Annotated in this window: 12 protein-coding genes; 5 read left to right on the forward strand and 7 right to left on the reverse strand. The window is 70.1% G+C overall.

The features are described 5' to 3' along the window. Positions 1-24 precede the first annotated feature (24 nt). The 4 genes from ABT070_RS25305 to ABT070_RS25320 form a co-directional block, all read right to left on the reverse strand. Entirely contained in the window at positions 25-1,974 is a 1,950-nt protein-coding gene (locus tag ABT070_RS25305; protein WP_351764138.1) for a glycoside hydrolase family 127 protein, read from the reverse strand. A gap of 118 nt (positions 1,975-2,092) precedes the next feature. Beyond that, complete coding sequence (locus tag ABT070_RS25310; RefSeq protein WP_351764139.1) at positions 2,093-2,914, reverse strand: carbohydrate ABC transporter permease; 822 nt, start codon at positions 2,912-2,914, stop codon at positions 2,093-2,095. Between the two features lie 59 nt (positions 2,915-2,973). Then, a complete protein-coding gene (locus ABT070_RS25315; RefSeq protein WP_351764140.1) occupies positions 2,974-3,936 on the reverse strand; it encodes a carbohydrate ABC transporter permease in 963 nt (320 codons plus the stop codon). A gap of 141 nt (positions 3,937-4,077) precedes the next feature. Further along, positions 4,078-5,394, reverse strand: a complete 1,317-nt coding sequence (locus ABT070_RS25320; protein ID WP_351764141.1) for an ABC transporter substrate-binding protein — start codon at positions 5,392-5,394, stop codon at positions 4,078-4,080. A gap of 217 nt (positions 5,395-5,611) precedes the next feature. Here ABT070_RS25320 and ABT070_RS25325 point away from each other — a divergent pair, with 217 nt between their 5' ends. From ABT070_RS25325 to ABT070_RS25335, 3 genes are all read left to right on the forward strand, one after another. After that, positions 5,612-6,640 (forward strand): LacI family DNA-binding transcriptional regulator, encoded by a 1,029-nt coding sequence (locus ABT070_RS25325; protein WP_351764142.1) that lies wholly within the window; start codon positions 5,612-5,614, stop codon positions 6,638-6,640. Positions 6,641-6,892: 252 nt separating this feature from the next. After that, positions 6,893-10,153, forward strand: a complete 3,261-nt coding sequence (locus ABT070_RS25330) for a discoidin domain-containing protein (protein WP_351764143.1) — start codon at positions 6,893-6,895, stop codon at positions 10,151-10,153. 24 nt (positions 10,154-10,177) lie between these two features. Then, complete coding sequence (locus tag ABT070_RS25335) at positions 10,178-11,677, forward strand: family 43 glycosylhydrolase (protein WP_351764144.1); 1,500 nt, start codon at positions 10,178-10,180, stop codon at positions 11,675-11,677. A gap of 92 nt (positions 11,678-11,769) precedes the next feature. Here ABT070_RS25335 and ABT070_RS25340 read toward each other — a convergent pair whose 3' ends face one another. From ABT070_RS25340 to ABT070_RS25350, 3 genes are all read right to left on the reverse strand, one after another. After that, positions 11,770-12,927 (reverse strand): PP2C family protein-serine/threonine phosphatase, encoded by a 1,158-nt coding sequence (locus ABT070_RS25340; RefSeq protein ID WP_351764145.1) that lies wholly within the window; start codon positions 12,925-12,927, stop codon positions 11,770-11,772. A gap of 118 nt (positions 12,928-13,045) precedes the next feature. Further along, positions 13,046-13,804 (reverse strand): IclR family transcriptional regulator, encoded by a 759-nt coding sequence (locus ABT070_RS25345; RefSeq protein WP_351764146.1) that lies wholly within the window; start codon positions 13,802-13,804, stop codon positions 13,046-13,048. A 51-nt stretch (positions 13,805-13,855) separates the two neighbouring features. Further along, on the reverse strand, positions 13,856-15,124 hold the full coding sequence (locus ABT070_RS25350; protein ID WP_351764147.1) for an ROK family transcriptional regulator: 1,269 nt from the start codon (positions 15,122-15,124) through the stop codon (positions 13,856-13,858). A 213-nt stretch (positions 15,125-15,337) separates the two neighbouring features. Here ABT070_RS25350 and mmsA point away from each other — a divergent pair, with 213 nt between their 5' ends. Then, positions 15,338-16,888, forward strand: a complete 1,551-nt coding sequence (gene mmsA, locus ABT070_RS25355) for a multiple monosaccharide ABC transporter ATP-binding protein (protein WP_351764148.1) — start codon at positions 15,338-15,340, stop codon at positions 16,886-16,888. Beyond that, positions 16,885-18,183: a multiple monosaccharide ABC transporter permease gene (gene mmsB, locus ABT070_RS25360; RefSeq protein ID WP_351764149.1), complete on the forward strand. Its 1,299-nt coding sequence runs from the start codon at positions 16,885-16,887 to the stop codon at positions 18,181-18,183. Before mmsA ends, mmsB begins: the two co-directional genes overlap by 4 nt. The last annotated feature ends 26 nt before the right edge of the window (positions 18,184-18,209 follow it).

Here is an 18,209-nt window from a genome sequence, read left to right on the forward strand (position 1 = left end):
GCCGGTCGGCTCACCGGGGTGCGACTACCTCTCCGGGGGCGCGGTCGGCGGCTCCGTCCTCGTCGGCAGCCAGACGCGCATCGTCGAGGGGCCTCGGCGCGCCCAGGAGTGGTACGGCACCAGGACGATGCCGGTGCGCTCGGCGGCGGGAGCGGGGGCCCGGCCGGGCGGCCGGTACGGCCAGGTCGCGTCGCGCGGCTCGTCGCGCGGGGACACGAGTTCACCGGGCGCCAGGACCGTGCCGTCCGGCCCGTCCCACGGCTCGGCGGACGCGTCCACTCGTACGGCGTCGACCTCGTGTCCGTCCGGCAGGTCCACGGACTCGGCGCAGTACACCAGCGGGCCGCGCTGGACGGCGGCGGTGCCGCGCACCGCGTCGATGCGCGGGTCGGGCCCGATCCAGCGGGGGACCACGGGCAGTTCGAGCCGTACCTCGTCACCGGGCCGGAACAGCCGCGTGACCGAGGCCGTGCCCGGCGCTACGACATCGCGCGCGCCGTCCGGGGCGACCAGCCGGGCCGGGGAACCCTCCGTCCACGCGGGGACGCGCAGCGACAGCGTCCAGGGGCGGTCCGGCGTCCGGTCGATCCGTACGCTCACGCTCCCGCCGGAGGGGTAGTCGGTACGGACGCGCAGCGCGACGCCGTGGCCGCCCGCGAGGGCGGTGACGATCTCGGCGTCCGCGTACTGGTGCAGCTGGATGCCGTCGTCGTCCGCCGTCGCCAGGTAGCCGGGCAGCAGGGCCAGGGTCCGGGCCACGTTGGTCGGGCAGCAGGACACCGCGAACCAGGGGGCACGCAGGCTCGATTCGGCGCGTGGGCTGTCGGCGTCCGGCGCCGGTACGGTGCCGCGGCGGCGCCGGTGCAGGGTGTTGGCGTAGAAGAAGGCCCGGCCGTCCTCCGACGGAGAGGTCGCGACCACGTTGAACAGGGTCCGCTCCGCCAGGTCGGCGTAGCGCGGCTCACCGGTGGCGAGCAGCAGCCGCCAGCTCAGCATCACGGAGGCCACGCCGGCGCAGGTCTCCGAGTAGGCGCGGTCCGGCGGCAGGACGAAGTCGTCGCCGAAGGACTCGTCCCGGTGGTGCGAGCCCATGCCGCCGGTGAGGTACGTGCGCCGGGCGACCGCCGTCTCCCACTGCCGTACGACCGCGTCGAGCAGGACGTCGTCCCCCGTCTCCACCGCCACGTCGACGGCGCCGGACGCGAGGTAGAGAGCGCGGACGGCGTGCCCGCGCAGCGCCGTGGCCTGTCGGACGGGCTGGTCGTCCTGGTAGTAGACGCGGCCGAATTCGGGATCGGCGAGGGTGCCGTGCCCGCGGCGGTCGACGAAGAGGGCGGCCTGGTCGAGGTAGCGCTGCTCCCCCGTCGCCCTGGCCAGTTCGACCAGGGCCGTCTCGATCTCCGGGTGTCCGCAGACGCCCTCGACGCCGCCCGGTCCGAAGGTGGCGCACACGTGGTCGGCGGCCCGCCGGGCGATCTTCGCCAGCTCGCCCTCGCCGCGAGCCCGGATCTGGGCCACGCCCGCCTGGATCAGATGGCCGTAGCAGTACAGCTCATGACCCCATTCGAGGTCGCTGTAGCGGGGCTGCTGACCGGGGCGGCCGAAGGCGGTGTTGAGGTAGCCGTCCGGTTCCTGGGCGGGGGCGATGGTCTCGGTGAGGGCGGCGATCTGTGCGTCGAGCGAACCGCCGGGGGCCTGCCCCGCCTGCCAGGCCATGGCTTCGAGCAGCTTGTAGACGTCGGAGTCGGCGAACTCCCGGCCCCGCCGGTCCCGGTGGATCCGGCCCTCCACGGCGGCCCGGAAGTTTCCGGTCCAGCCGACGCGCTCCATCCAGTCCCGGCAGTGGTCGAGTGTGGCGGCCGCGTTGGTCTGCCGGCGCCGGGCCCAGAAGCCCCCGGTGATCCGCACCTCGTCGAGGCCGAGCGGACGCAGCCGCCCCCGGGTCGGCGCCACCGGCAGAAAGGATGACCGCACCGTGTTCTCCCTCACCAGTTCATGCCTTCGGTTCCGTCCCTTCGGTGGTCCGTCAGGTTGTCCGCGCGGGTGGTCCGTCAGGTTGTCCGTGCGGGTCGACCGTGCGGGTGCCAGGGCTTCAGCCCTTGAGGGCGCCCGCCATGAAGCCCCGCACGTAGTGCCGTTGCAGCAGCAGGAAGAGGAGCAGGCAGGGCACGGCGAGCACCACCACCCCGGCTTCGGTGGCGCCGTAGTCGACGGCGCCCATGCTCTGCTGGCGGAGGTTCGCCACGGCCAGCGGCAGGGGCGCCTTCTCGCTGTCCGAGATGAGGATCAGCGGTGCGATGAAGTCGTTCCAGGCCGCCAGGAAGGCGAACAGCCCCACCGTGATCAGCCCCGGCCGCACCGCCGGAAGGAGCACCCGGCGCAGCGCGCCCGCGGTGCCGCATCCGTCGACCAGGGCCGACTCCTCCAGTTCGCGCGGCACCGCCTCGAAGGAGATCCGCATCATGAAGGTGGCGAACGGCAGTTGGAACATGGCCAGTACCAGGCTCAGCCCGAGCAGCGAGTTCTGGAGGTGGAGCCTGCCGAGCAGCACGTAGAGCGGGATCAGGAGCGTGGCGTACGGGACCATGAGGATGGCCAGGGTCAGCAGGAACAGCAGGTTCTTGCCGGGGAAGTCGAAGCGGGCGAAGGCGTAGCCGCCGAGCAGGGAGACGCCGAGGGTCAGCGCGACGGTGAGCGCGGAGACGACGGCACTGTTGCCGAGGTACCGCCACAGGCCGGCGTCGTAGTCGAGCAGTGTGCGGTAGTTGCCGAGGCCGTGGCCGGACTCCTGCGCGGTGCCGGGCTGTGCGCTGACCGAGGCCCAGGCGTTCCACAGCAGCGGGAAGAGGAAGATGACGGCCAGTCCTCCGGCGACGACGTAGTAGGGCGTGCGGCCGAGGGCTCTGGTCAGCACCGGTGTCTCCCTTCTCGGGTTCTCTGCGTCGCTCGCGTTTTCCGTGTTCCTCGAGCGGGTCATGACTCGTCGGCGCGGCGAAGACCGCGGAACTGGAAGGCGTTGAGCAGCAGCAGCGCGGCCAGCACGACGATCGACAGAGCTGCCGCGGTGCCGAGGTTCAGCCGCTGGAACGCCTCGCGGTAGATCAACTGCACGACGGTGACGGTGCTGTTGTCGGGTCCGCCCTTGGTGAGGACGAAGAACTGGTCGAAGGCGAGCAGCGAACCGGTCACGCAGAGCAGCAGCGAGAGGGCGAGCGACGGACGCAGCAACGGCAGCGTGATGGAGCGGAAGATCTGGCCGCGACGCGCGCCGTCCATCCGGGCGGCCTCGTACACCTCGTGGGGGATGCGCTGGAGGCCGACGAGCAGGATCAGCATGTAGAAACCGGCGAACTTCCAGACGACGAGGAACACCGTCGACAGCAGGGCGGAGGTCGGTGTGCCGAGGAAGGAGACCGGGTCGTCGACGAGGCCGAGCCGCTCCAGGAGGCTGCTGAGCGGCCCGGTCGTGGGGCTGTAGAGGCCCCAGAAGAGCAGGGAGGCCGAAGCCAGTCCGAGGGCGCCGGGCAGGAAGTACACCGTGCGGAAGAAGCCGGCGCCGGGGCGGGACTCCTGCACCAGCAGCGCGAGGAGAAGCGCCAGGCCGAGCAGGACGACCGTGACGATCCCCGTGTAGAGGAGGGTGAAGCGGACGGCGGGCCAGAACAGGGGGCTGTCGGTGACGTCGGTGTAGTTCTCCGGGGCGTTGCCGCCCCGGTCCCCGGCGAGCAGTGGCCAGTCGCTGAGCGACATCTGCCCGACGAGGAGGAGGGGCAGCAGGAAGAAGACGGCGACGAACACGGCCGTGGGGGCCGCGTAGCCGAGTCCCTGGATCGCGCGGGAGTGCCGGCGGGGCGCGGAGGTCCGGGGTCGGCGGGCCGGGCGCCGCACCACGGGCCGGTGCGCGGTGGTCGCACGGTCGGGCGCCTTGACCTGCATGGCTCTCCTCTGCCGGGTGACGTGGGAGGGATCGTGCCGGGGCCCGCTGCGTCCGGGCCGTCCGGGCCGTCAGGTGTTTGACCGGTGCGACCAGGCCGTCCGGTGGGACCAGGCCGTCCGGGGCGTCCGGGGCTCTGCCGTTCAGTCGGCCAGTGAGGCGGTGACCGCCTTGTTGTCCTTGTCGACGGACGTTCCGTCGCCGAAGACGGCGTCGCGCATCATGGACAGCCAGGGCCCGTTGGGATCGTTGAAGGTCTGGCCGAACTTCAGGGCGTACGGGGTGCGGCCGTTCGTCACGAGCTGGTTGATGGTGACGAGGCGCGGGTCCGCGGCGGAGTACTTGTTGGCGGCGAGGTCCGTGCGGGCGACGACGTCCTTGTGCGCGGCGACCACGTCGACCTGGGCCTCGTCGCCCAGTGACCAGGCGAGGAAGTTCCAGGCCTGGTCGGCCGACCCGCTGGTGGCGGAGATGCCGATCGCGTCACCGCCGACGAAGGTGGAGGTGCCGCCGTCGGGTCCGGGGATGGGCGCCACACCGAGGTCCAGGTCCTTGGGCATCAGGCCCAGCGTGGTCGACGGCATGGGCATGACGCCGACCTTTCCCTTCGGGAAGACGCCGGTCCAGGTGGTGCCGGTCTCGTCGCGTGCGCCGGGGGCCACGATGTCGTCCTTCACCCAGCCCCGGTAGGTGTCGTAGACCTTCTTCGCGGTGGCGGAGCCGAGGTTCGCCTCGGTGCCCTCCTTGTTGAGGACTTCCTCTCCCCCGGCCCAGATGGACGGCCACCAGGTGAAGACCCCGCAGCCACCGCAGTTGCCGCCGAAGAAGGTGCCGTCGACGCCACCGCCCAGCGCGTCCACGGCCCGCGCCTGCCGGTCCCACTCGCCCAGTGTGGTGGGCGGCTCGGCGGGGTCGAGCTTCGCCTTCCGGTACAGGTCCTTGTTGTAGAAGAGCACCGACAGGTCGAGGGTGTGCGGGACGACGTACTTCTTGCCCTCGTACGTGCCCGCCTTGATGTGCGACTGGGCCAGGTCAGCGGCGAAGGGCAGGGCGTCGACGCGTTCGGTGAGATCGGCGAAGAGCCCGCTGGTGGTGTAGTTCGGCACGAACACCACGTCGGAGGCGAAGAGGTCGGGGAGGTCCCGCGAGCCCGCCGCCGCACCGACCTTGGCCTGGTAGTCGTCGGTGGGGACGACCGTGAGCTTGATCTTGTTCTTGTGGGCCGCGTTGTACGCCTTCACCAGGGCCTCGCTCTGCGGCCGGGTCGCCGCGCGCGTCCACATCGTCAGCGTGGTGCCGTCGTCGACGCCCTCGGCGTCCGCCGCCGCGCCCCCTCCCCCGCCGTCCGAGCCGCCGTCCCCCGACCCGCAGGCCGTGATCAGACTCGCTACGGCGAGGAGCGCGACGACGCCGGTGGTGAGCCGGCGGACGGGTCCACGTGGTCCGGTCGTGCTCCCCATGACGATCCCCCTTGGATGGGTTCTGCGACGGAAAGAAACCGAAAAGGCTTTCTGAAAGCTAGAACCCGGCTCACGGCCCGTCAATCCCCTTGCAGGGAACGGCTGTACGGGCCGGAGCGCCGGATTGCGCCGAAAGCGGTGAAAGCCTCCCGCGCACACCCCGGCCGAAACTTCTCGCGTACGGTTTACGCACGCGCCGCGAGACAGGAGCACCTCCATGACACCGGCCGTCGGCCCCGCCCGTTCGCAGCCCGCCACACTCAGCGATGTCGCCCGGCTGGCCGGTGTCTCCATCGCCACCGCGTCCAAGGCCCTCAACGGCCGCAGCCAGGTACGCGCGGAGACACGGCAGCGGGTGATCGAGGCGGCCGAGCGGCTGGCGTTCCGGCCCAACCAGCTGGCCCGCGGCCTGCTCGTCGGGCGGTCGGGCACGGTCGGGCTGCTCACCAGCGACCTGGAGGGCCGGTTCAGCATCCCGATCCTCATGGGCGCCGAGGACGCCTTCGGGGCGGGCGAGGTCGCGGTGTTCCTGTGCGACGCCCGCGGCGACGCGATCCGCGAGCAGCACCATGTCCGCGCGCTGCTGGGGCGCCGCGTCGACGGCCTCATCGTCGTGGGCAGCCGGACCGACCCCCGGCCGTCCCTGGGCCGTGAGCTGCCCGTGCCCGTCGTCTACGCGTACGCGCCGTCGGACGATCCGGCCGATCTGTCCATCGTGCCCGACAGCGTCGACGCCGGCCGGATCGCGGTGGAGCACCTGCTGGCCTGCGGCCGCACCCGGATCGCGCACATCACCGGCGACCCCGGGTACCTCGCGGCGCGGGAGCGGGCCGAGGGCGCCCTGGCCGCGCTCGCCGAGGCCGGTCTCGCCCCGGTCGGCGAACCGCGGTTCGGGGCGTGGTCGGAGGGCTGGGGGCGGGCGGCGACGGCGCTGCTGCTCGACCGGCATCCGGATCTCGACGCCGTGCTGTGCGGCAGCGACCAGATCGCCCGTGGCGTCATGGACGTCCTGCGCGAGCGGGGTCACCGGGTGCCGGAGGACGTGGCGGTCATGGGCTTCGACAACTGGCAGGTCCTGACCACCGCCTCGCGGCCGCCGCTGACCAGCGTCGACATGAACCTGGAACAGGTCGGACGCGCGGCGGCGCACGCCCTGTTCACCGCGATCGGCGGGGTCCGGCGCTCGGGCGTGGAGACCGTGCGCTGCCGCGTGGTGATCCGGGGGTCGACGGCACCGCTGTCCTGAGCCCCACGGCCGGCGTTCTCGCTACCCGTTCTCGGTACGCGCTCAAGGCCCGTCGGCGCTCCCCGGCCCGGCCTGCCCCCGGGGCGCCCGGGCCGTCCGAAGCGCCCAGGCCGCCCGGAGCGCCCGGGCCGCCCTCTCTTGACACTTCATCAGCTCGCTCCTACGTTGCGAAAACCTTTTAGGTCAGTTTCCGTCACGCATGTCAGGCACATGCCATCGCCCGCTCGCCGTCACCCTGACAGGGAGCACCTCATGAAGCGCCTCCTCGTCGCACTCGTGCTCATTTTCTGTTCCGTCTGTTCCGTGACCCCGGCCGCCGCCGCGCAGACCATCGGGTTCCCGACCTTCAGCGGACCCGCGATCCCGGCTCCGCCCGTCGCCTACACACCGGGCGACATGATGCGGACCATCTACGACGCGGAAAGTTCGGGAACCGATTTCTGGATGGACCGTCTGCTGGCCCGCTCCGGCGACGACCCGGCCGGGCCCTGGCTGATGAGCCGTGGGCGGGCGGTCTTCATGAAGACCCACAACCCCGCGGTCCTCGGCTTCGGCGGCCATGTCGCCTACTGGGAGAGCGTCAACGACAACAACGCCTACACCGTCGCGATCAGTCCGGGCACCTTCACCGAACAGGTCGCCCAGCGCCGGCAGGTGCCCAGCCACTGGAAGAGCGTGCACACCAGCGGCTCGATCGCGGTCACCCAGACCAAGTTCATCACCGAGAACAACGTCGCCGTGACCAACCTGTCGATCAAGAACAACGGCACCGGCTCCACGACCCTTCAGCTGCGGGCGACTTCGCCGATCGCCACCACGGGCACCGGCAGCGAGCTGACCGGGCAGGTGAACGCCTACAACAACCTCACCACCATCCGGCCCCGGCTCACCGGCGACGGCTTCGGCGTCTCCGCCGGCGGCCTCAACCGGTCCGTGACCGTCGGTGCCGGCGCCACGGTGACCGCCAAGGTGGTGATGGGCTTCGTCACCGACGAGATCCCCGAGTCGCTCAGCGAGTACAACGCCTACGCGGGCTACTCCGACGCCACCGCCTTCGCCACCCACGTCAGGGCGTACAACCTGTGGTGGGCGCAGAACGTGCCCTACATCGACGTCCCCGAAGGCGCGATCAAGAAGAACGTCTACTACCGCTGGTGGCTGATGCGCTTCAACAACCTCGACGCCGACATCCCCGGGCAGACCTTCCAGTTCCCGACGTCGACCGAAGGCGTCCTCGGCTACAACAACGCGATCGCGCTCACCCAGCCCATGCACATCGACGACCTCAAGTACCTGCGCAACCCGGCCTACGCCTACGGGGACTGGCTCAGTGCCGGCCAGACGTCCAAGGGCGGCCGCTTCCTGGACAATCCCGGTGACCCGGAGAACTGGTCCAACAGCTACACCCAGTACATCGCCGAGGCCGCCTGGAAGAGCTACCAGATCCACGGCGGACAGCCCGCGATAGCCGGCAACCTCGCGCGCTACGCGGAGGGCGACGTCAAGGGGCAGCTCTCCTACTACGACCACGACAACAACAAGCTCATCGAGTACGACTGGGGCGCGCTGACGGGCAACGACGCCGACGCGGTCTCCTTCCACTGGAAGCCCGGCAACATGGACCGCGCCGAGTCCGCCTACCAGTACAGCGGCGCGCTCGCCGCCGCCCAGGCCTACGAGGCGGTCGGCAACACGGCCAAGGCCACCGAGATGCGCACCCTCGCGACGCAGATCAAGGACGCCATCGTCAACGTCCTCTGGAACCCCAACCGGCAGTTGTTCGAGCACCGGTTGAAGTCGACGAACGAGTGGGTGCCCTGGAAGGAGATCAACAACTACTACCCGTTCGCCGTCGGCGCGATCCCCAACACCACCGCCTACAAGCAGGCGTTGAGGCTCTACGACGACCCGGCGCAGTACCCGGTCTTCCCCTTCTACACGGCCAACCAGGTCGACAAGCAGGCTGCGGCGGACGCCGGGGAGCCGGGCTCCAACAACTTCTCGACCATCAACTCGACGGTCCAGTTCCGGCTGTACTCCTCGGTGTTGCGCAACTACCCCAACTCCTGGATGAACGCGACCGACTACAAGAAGCTCCTGTACTGGAACACCTGGGCGCAGTACGTCGGCGGCAACACCCAGTGGCCGGACGCGAACGAGTTCTGGGCCGACTGGAACGGCAGCTCCATCGACTACCGCTCCTGGATCCACCACAACATCCTGGGCAGCAGCAACTGGACGGTGATCGAGGACGTCGCCGGGCTCCGGCCGCGCAGCGACGCCAAGGTGGAGGTCTCCCCGATCGACATCGGCTGGAGCCACTTCACCGTCAACAACCTCCGCTACCGCAACGCCGACCTGTCGATCGTCTGGGACGACCCGTCCGACGGCGTCGTGCGCTACCCGGGCGTCCCGGAGGGCTACTCGATCTACGTCAACGGCAACCGGGCCGCCACTGTCAGCTCCCTGGTTCCCTTCACCTGGGACCCGGCCACCGGCGCCGTCACCACCAACGGCACGGTCACCTACAACACGGCGGTCGCCGGACTCCAGGCACCCAACCAGGTCGTCCAGAGCAGCCCCCGGATGGTCGACATGCTCGCCAAGGCGGGCGTCGACCTCACCGCCGACCTGACCGACCTGGCCACCGGAGCGACCACTTCGGCCTCCTACACCGGCTCCGGCAGTTCGGTCTCGGGCGCGGTCGACGGCTATCCCACCAACGAGCCGTTCTGGGGCGCCGGCGGCTCCGCCAACAGCCAGGACTGGTACGAGCTGAACTTCGGCGCGGCCCGCACGCTCAACGAGGTGCGCCTGTACTTCAAGGACAGCCGCCCGGCCAGTACGACCTACCGGGCGCCATCGGCGTACACCATCCAGTACTACGACGGCAGTTCATGGGTGAACGCCCCGAGCCAGACCAAGACCCCGACCGCTCCACGCGCCAACTACAACCTCGTGCAGTTCCCGGCGATCAGCGCCCAACGCGTCCGCGTCCTGGCCACCAACGCCTCCGGCGCAAAGACCGGCCTCACCGAGGTCAAGGTCTTCAACCGGGGCGGTGTCCAGCCACCGCAGCCACCCGCCAACCAGGCGACCTCCGCCACCCCGTCCGCGTCCTACACCTCCGCCTGGGAGAGCGTCGCGGCGGTCAACGACGGCATCGATCCGCCCTCCTCCAACGACACGGTGAACCCTCGCTGGGGCACCTGGCCGGAGACGGGCCAGCAGTGGGCCGAGCTGACCTGGCCGACCGCGAAGACCCTCAACAGGGCCGACGTGTACTTCTTCGACGACGACCAGGGCATCGACATACCGTCCGCCTGGAAACTCCAGTACTGGAACGGCAGCGCGTACGTGGACGTGCCGGGCGCGGGTGCGTACGGGCTGGCGAAGAACCAGTACAACACCGTCTCGTTCACGGCCACCAGCACCACCCGCCTACGGGTGCTGCTCACCGCCACCGGCACCAGCTCCGTCGGACTCCTCGAAGTCAAGGCGTACGGACCCTGAGGGACAAGAAGGGATGTGCCTGAAGTGACCCGTTCCAGATGTACGGCCGTACTGGTCGCCGTCCTCGCCATGGTGGTCGCCCTCCTGGCGGCATCGCCGCCCGCGTCCGCCGCCGTCAGCTTCTCCTCGACGGGCGTGAACCAGAACGGCGGCAACTGCCTTGACCTGCCCGGGAGTTCGACGACCAACGCCACCCAGCTGCGCGCGTTCACATGCAGCTCGGGCGCCAACCAGAACTTCACCTACACCCCGGTCGCGGGGACCTCCGACACGTACACGATCACCACGCAGTCCGGTCAGTGCGTGGACGTCTTCGGGGCGTCCACGGCGGACAACGCCACGATCATCCAGTGGCCCTGCCACAGCGGGACGAACCAGCAGTGGCGGCTCGTTCCCGTGACGGTCTCGGGCACCGACAAGACCTTCAACCTGGTCTCGGTCGGTTCCGGCAAGTGCGTTACGCCCAGCGGTGGTTCGTCGGCGTCGAACACCAACCTCGTGCAACTCCCGTGTGCCTCCGCGAACGGCAGAGTGTGGCGGCTGCCCGGATTCACGAGCGGGGGCGGCACGGGTACGCACACGTTCACCAACCCGCTCTCCCAGCACGGCCCCGACCCCTGGCTGACGTATTACGACGGCTACTACTACCTCGCCACGACCACCTGGAACTCGACGGTCACCATGCGCAAGGCGAGCACCCTCGCCGGGCTCGCGACCGCCACCGACCAGGTGATCTTCAACCTCACCCGGCCCAACGGGGCGGGGACGATGTGGGCGCCGGAGTTCCACCTGCTCGACGGCCCGAACGGCAAGCGGTGGTACTTCTACTACACGGCCGGGCAGGAGCCGTACAACCTGGGCACCCAGCGCATCCATGTGCTGGAGAGTGCCGGCCTGGACCCGATGGGCCCCTACAGCTTCAAGGCCGACCTGCTCGACCCGACCCAGGACAACACGTGGGAACTGGACCCGGGCATCCTGCAACTCAATGGCCAGCTCTACCTGTTGGGTACCTTCTACAACGGCTCGCAGCCGATGTTCATCCGGCCGCTGTCCAACCCGTGGACCGCGAGCGGCACCCGTCGTGTGCTGTCCACGCCGACCTACAGCTGGGAGACGGTGGGCGGCGCGGTCAACGAGGGAGCCGAGGTGCTCCAGCGGGACGGCAGGACGTTCATCGTCTACTCCGCCAGCCACTGCTCCACGCCCGACTACAAGCTCGGGATGCTCACCTACAACGGCGGTGACCCGCTCAGCTCCTCCTCGTGGGTCAAGTCGGCGAACCCGGTCTTCCAGCGGTCCAACGCCAATGGCGTCTACGGTCCCGGTCACAACGGCTTCTTCAAGTCGCCCGACGGGACCGAGGACTGGATCGTCTACCACGCCAACAACTCCACGAGCGGTGGTTGCGACATGAACCGGACGACCAGAGCGCAGAAGTTCACCTGGAACGCCGACGGCACGCCGAACTTCGGCACGCCGGTGGCCCTCGGTGTCACGCTGACCGCCCCGTCGGGAGAGTAGCCGGACCCGTCGTCCGCGGGGGCATCGCCTCGATGCCCCCGCGGACGTGTGTCGTGAGCCGCCGGCGCGGTGGGCGGGACGCGACACCGTGTTCAGGCCGCCTGGTCGCCCAACAGCTCTTCGGGCAGGGCGGGTTGGGGGATCGTGGGGGCGGCGACGGCCGGCTTGCGGATCAGGAGCAGCGCTGCGTCGTCGTGCAGTCGTCCGCCGACGTGCGCCAGCAGTTCCTCGTGGATCGCGCCGACCGTGCGCGCCGGATCGTCGCAGAGGTGGCGATCGAGGCCCTCGACGAGCGGGTAGAACTCCCGGTCGCGGTCCCGGGCCTCGATGACCCCGTCCGTGTAGAGCAGCAGTTGGTCACCGTCGGCGAAGGGCAGCACCTGAAGGCTCGGGGTCTGGTCGGTGAGGGCGCGCAGTCCGAGGGGCGGGGCGGGCTGTGTGGGCTCCACCGCCACGACCCTTCGGGAGGCGCCCACCAGCAGCGGTGGCGCGTGTCCGCAGTTCACCAGCTCCAGCTGGCCGGATCGCGGGTATCCGGCGACCACGGCGGTCACGAAGTCGTCGGTACCGAGGTTGCGCGCGAGGCTCCGCTCGATCCTGTCGACGACGGCGAGGAGATCGGGTTCGTCGTAGGCGGCCTCCCGGAAGACACCGAGGACGAGTGCGGCGGTCCCCACGGCGGGCAGCCCTTTGCCCCGCACATCGCCGACGATCAGCCGTACGCCGTACGGCGTGGGCACCAGCGCGTAGAGATCGCCGCCGATCCGGGCCTCCGCGGCCGCGGCGCTGTAACGGACGGCGACCTCGAAGGGACCGACGGTCGCCGCCACCGGCCTGAGCAGCGCGTGCTGGGCGGCCTCCGCGACCGACCGGACGTCCGCGAGCACCCGCTCCCGGCGCCCGCGCAGCGCGCTGGCCAGGCCGCTCGCCAGGGTGACGGCCACCAGGGCGGCCAGTACGGCGGCCACCTCGCGGCCGGGGGCGCCGGCCCTGGCGCCGAGCGTCGCGCCGACCACCGCGGCGAGGAGTCCGACGCAGAGGACACCGCGTGGGCCGTTGGTCGTGGCGGCCAGCGCGGGCCCGGCCGACAGCAGGGGCAGCCAGATCATCCCCGCGTCGCCGAAGAGACCGACGAGCATGATGGCCAGGAGGATCAGGACCGGCAGCAGGGGCCCTGCCACCCGGTGCCGGAACGATGTCAACAGCCGTGTCGGGCAGTGATCGCCGCCGTGGTTGCGCGCATGACTCATGCTTCGTCCGCAGTCCTCACCTGTGCGAGCGCCGGGGCACTTCGGAAATGTCCGTTTCCTCTAGGAAACGGGTTCGACCCGACTGCTCACAAGGATCAGATTTTCAGATAGTGAACGATCACATGGTGAGCGAAAGACCCCTGGTCACCCGGCTCGCCGTCGGGAGCAGCCGGGCCCGCACCTGTTCGAGCCGCGGCAGCCGGTCGACCGGCAGCGAGACGCCGAGCGAGCCGAGGGTGTCGCCGCTGTAGACGGGGACCGCGACGCAGACCGTGCCGAGGGCGTACTCCTCCAGGTCCGTGACGGCCGGGGCCACGGGTGAGGAGTCCAGTTGCCGGAGCAGTTCGGGCGCGCTGGTGATGGTCCTGGGCGTGAGATCGGCGAGGTGGTGGCGGGAGAGGTAGTCCTTGCGGGCCTCCTCGTCCAGTTCCCGCAGGACCGACTTGCCGAGCGCGGTGGCGTGTCCCGCGTCCTCGAACCCGACCCACAGGTCCACGCGGGGCGCCCGGGGTCCGTCGACGATCTCGGCGACCCGGATCTCCCCCTCCTCGTAGAAGGTGAGGTAGGCGGCGGTGGCGAACTCGTCCCGCAGCGCGGCGAGGACCGGCCGGACCCGGCTGAGCAGCGCCTGGCCGCGGCCCGCGGTGTGCAGCGTCTGCAGCCGGTCCCCCAGGATGAACCCGCCGTCCGGGAGTTTGCGCAGGTAACCGTCGTTCACGAGGGTCCGCAGCAGGTGGTAGCTCGTGGCCAGGGGCAGTTCCGTCTCGCGCGCCAGCTGTTTCGCCGGCGCGCCGTTCTCGTGCGCGCTCGCCGCCTCCAGCAAGCGGAAGGCCCGCTGCACGGAGGCGATGAGCGTGGGGCCGTCCCGCGCACTCATAGGACCAGCCTGCGCCAGACACCCGGCCCCGGCAAGGCGCGCGGGGCCCGGCTAGCGCATCCCGCCGGGGGCCGCGGCCGTGCCCAGCAGGGCCGACAGCTGCGGGGAGTACGTGGCGTGCAGGACGAGGGCCGCGCTGCCCACCACCGCCGCGTCCGTGCCGAGCCAGGACGCCTCGACCTCGACGACCCGGATGTGGCGGGACAACGGCCGGCTGGCCAGCGCGGCGGCGACGACCTCGACGTACCGCGACTCGACGTGCTGGATGCCGTGGCCGCCGAGGACGATCAGGTCCACGTCGATGAAGTTCGCGATGTCGACCGCGACCGAGGCGACGTGCTCCGCCGTCTCGTCGATGACCGCCGCCGCGACCGGGTCGCCGGCCGCCGCGGCCACCCCGATGGCCGCGTGGTCGACCGCCTCGGGACGCTCGGCGAACAGCTTCGCCAGCGCGCTGTCCGGACGGGGTCCCGCGGCGAGCCTGCGGTGCACCTCGGCGACGATCGCCGTGGGGTTCACGAGCCGCTCGAGGCAGCCCCGGTTGCCGCAGTAGCACTCCGGTCCCTCGGGCAGCACCGAGGAGTGCCCGAACTCGCCCGCGTTGAGTGAACCGCCCCGGTACACCTGGTGGTTGAGGATGAGGCCGCCGCCGATGCCGGTGCCGAAGAAGAAGTAGGCGAAGTCCGCAACGCCCTTGCCCTTGCCCGACCAGCGTTCGCCGACCGCGGCGGCGGTGGCGTCGTTGTCGAGGGTCACCGGCAGGCCGGTCGCCTCGCTCAGCATCCGCTGCACCGGCACCCGCGTCCAGCGGGCGAGCTGGGGAGCGCCGACGATCGCGCCCGCCTCGAGGTCGATCGGCCCGGGGGTGGCGAGTCCCAGCCCGAGGACCTTGTCGCGGGCGACGCCCGTCTCGGCCAGCACGTCGGCGACCAGTTCCGCCATGTCCTTGACGACCTGGGCCGGGTCGGTGCCGGGGTCGGTGGGGCGTTTCTTGACGACCAGCGGCCGGCCGAGCAGGTCGACCACGGTGCAGCTGAGTTCCACGGGATCGAAGTGGAGGCCGACCGCGTTGCCCGCCTCGGCGTTGATCCGCAGGGTGGTGCGGGGCTTCCCGCCGCTGGACACCCTGCTCGCGCCGTCCTCCCGCACGATGCCCTCGTCGAGCAGACGGCGCACGATGCCCGAGACCGTCTGCGGGGTGAGGCCCGTGTGCTGGGCGATCTCGACCCGGCTGATGCCGTCGGCGAGCTGGATCTGGTCCAGGACGACGGCCCGGTTGTATCGCCCGACCTTGGGAAGGTTCGTTCCTGCCTGCCGCACGCACGGTCCTCTCTCGTTTCCCCCTACAACCTATCTCCCGCAGCCCATTGACTTAGTAAAACAAATGGATTTAGTGTCCGGTCCCGCAGACGAAATCTCGGACACGAAGGCACAGGGCAGTGCCATCGGAGGCAAGTTGATGTCCATGCAATGCCGCAGGCCCGAAGGGTCGGGTGCGCCTCAGCGCGTTCCCGGCGGTGGGGAGCACCACTCATGACACCCATCGCCCCGACCCTGCTGGAGATGCGGTCGATCACCAAGACCTTCCCCGGCGTCACCGCACTCGCCGACGTCAGCCTCGTCGTGCGCGACGGCGAGATCCACGCGATCTGCGGCGAGAACGGCGCCGGCAAGTCCACCCTCATGAAGGTGCTGAGCGGGGTGCACCCGCACGGCAGCTACACCGGCGAGATCGTCTACCGCGGCGATCAGGTCCGGTTCCACGACATCCGGGCCAGCGAGCAGGCCGGCATCGCGATCATCCATCAGGAACTGGCCCTGGTGCCCGGTATGTCGATCACCGAGAACCTCTTCCTCGGGAACGAACCGCGCCGCCGCGGCGCCATCGACTGGAAGACGGCCCAGCGCCGCGCGCTGGAGCTGATGGAGCAGGTCGGGCTCCGGGAGGACCCGGACACCCTGATCAAGGACATCGGCGTCGGCAAGCAGCAACTCGTCGAGATCGCCAAGGCGTTCGCGAAGGACGTGAAGCTGCTGATCCTCGACGAGCCGACCGCCGCGCTCAACGAGGCCGATTCGCAGCACCTGCTCGACCTGCTGCGCGGCTTCCGCGAGCGGGGCATCACCTCGATCATCATCTCGCACAAGCTGAACGAGATCGAGGCGGTCGCCGACACCATCACGATCCTGCGTGACGGCCGCACCATCGAGAGCCTCGACGTGCGGGCCGACGGCGTCAACGAGGACCGCATCGTGCGGGGCATGGTCGGCCGGGAACTCGACAGCCGGTTCCCCGACCGCACGCCCGACATCGGCGAGGTCTTCTTCGAGGTCCGCGACTGGACGGTACGGCATCCCAGTTCGGACGAGCGGATGGTGTGCAAGGGCTCGACGTTCCAGGTCCGCCGCGGGGAGATCGTCGGCTTCGCGGGGCTCATGGGCGCGGGCCGCACCGAACTCGCGATGAGCCTCTTCGGCCGCTCCTACGGCACGTGGCTGTCGGGGCAGGTCTTCAAGGACGGCGAGGAGGTCCGGCTGAAGACCGTGTCGGACGCCATCCGGCACGGACTGGCGTACGTCAGCGAGGACCGCAAGTCGATCGGCCTCAACCTGCTGGACGACATCAAGACCTCGATGGTGGCCGCCAAGCTGTCGAAGATCGCCCGGCGCCGCGTCATCGACCCGGTGCGCGAGCACCGGATCGCCGAGGAGTACCGCCGGAGCCTGCGGATCAAGACCCCCAGCGTCGACGAGGGCGTCGTCAAGCTCTCCGGCGGCAACCAGCAGAAGGTCGTCCTGGCGAAGTGGATGTTCACCAACCCTGACCTGCTGATCCTCGACGAGCCGACCCGCGGCATCGACGTGGGCGCCAAGTTCGAGATCTACGGGATCATCCAGCGGCTCGTCGCCCAGGGCAAGGGGGTCGTCGTCATCTCCTCCGAGCTGCCCGAGCTGATCGGCCTGTGCGACCGGATCTACACGGTGTTCGAGGGCACCATCACCGGCGATGTGGCGCGTGCCGACGCCGACCCGGAACTCCTGATGAAGCAGATGACCGCTACCAAGAAGAGCCCCACTCCATGAGCCGAATAACCGACCTCCAGAAGAACCTCTTCGGAGGCACGACCTCCAACGCCCGCCAGTTCGGCATGATCTCCACCCTGGTGGCGATCGTCCTGCTGTTCCAGATCTGGACCGACGGCCTGACGCTCACGTCCGGCAACCTCATCGCGGTCGTCAGCCAGTACTCCTACATCCTGATCCTGGCCATCGGGATGCTGATGGTGATCGTCGCCGGACACATCGACCTGTCGGTCGGCTCCGTCGCCGCGTTCACCGGCATCGTCGTCGCCAAGGCGATGCAGGAGTACGACCTTCCGTGGCCCCTCGGCATCGCGCTCGGGCTGCTCGTCGGCGCGGCGATCGGCGCCTGGCAGGGCTTCTGGGTCGCCTACGTCGGCGTGCCGGCCTTCATCGTGACCCTCGCCGGGATGCTGCTGTTCCGCGGCGGCAACCAGTACATCGGCAACGCCGACACGGTTCCGGTGCCCGAGGGCTTCCGCAAGATCGGCGCGGGCTTCCTGACCGAGGTCGGGCCGGACACCGGGTACAACAACCTGACGCTGCTGCTCGGTGTGGCCGCCTGCGCGGGCGTGCTGTGGCGCGAGTGGGCGGCGCGCAGGACCCGCCGCGAGATGAAGGCCGACCTGGCACCGCTGTGGGTCACGGGCATCCGCCTGGCCGTCATGTTCGGTGTGATCGCCTTCGCGACGCTCCGCTTCGCCGGCGGCCGGATCGGCACCAGCCTGCCGATCTCCGGGATCATCCTGATCGTCCTGGTCCTCGTGTACTCGCACTACACGCGCAACACCATCGGCGGCCGGCACATCTACGCTGTCGGCGGCAACGCGCGAGCGGCCGAACTGTCCGGCGTGAAGCTCAAGCGGGTCAACTTCCTCGTCATGATGAACATGTCGGTACTGGCCGCGCTGGCCGGCATGATCTTCGTCGCCCGTTCCTCGGCCTCCGGGCCACAGGACGGTCTGAGCTGGGAACTGGACGCCATCGCGGCCGTGTTCATCGGTGGCGCGGCGGTCTCCGGCGGCCTGGGCACCGTCAGCGGCTCGATCGTCGGCGGTCTGGTCATGGCACTGCTCAACAACGGCCTCCAGCTGGAGGGCGTCGGATCCGACATGGTCCAGATCATCAAGGGGCTGGTCCTCCTGCTCGCCGTCGCCTTCGACGTCTACAACAAGAGCCAGGGCCGTTTCTCGATCATCGGCGCGCTGACGCGCCCGTTCCGACGGGACGACCCGGCGGCCCCGGCTCCACCGGCGGCCCCGGACTCCGGCGCCGACAAGGCCAAGATCGCGGGCTGACCCCAGGGTCCGCACCGCCCCCGCCG

The sequence above is a fragment of the Streptomyces sp. NPDC002884 genome, from assembly GCF_040295245.1.
In the GTDB taxonomy this organism is placed as follows: Bacteria; Actinomycetota; Actinomycetes; order Streptomycetales; family Streptomycetaceae; genus Streptomyces.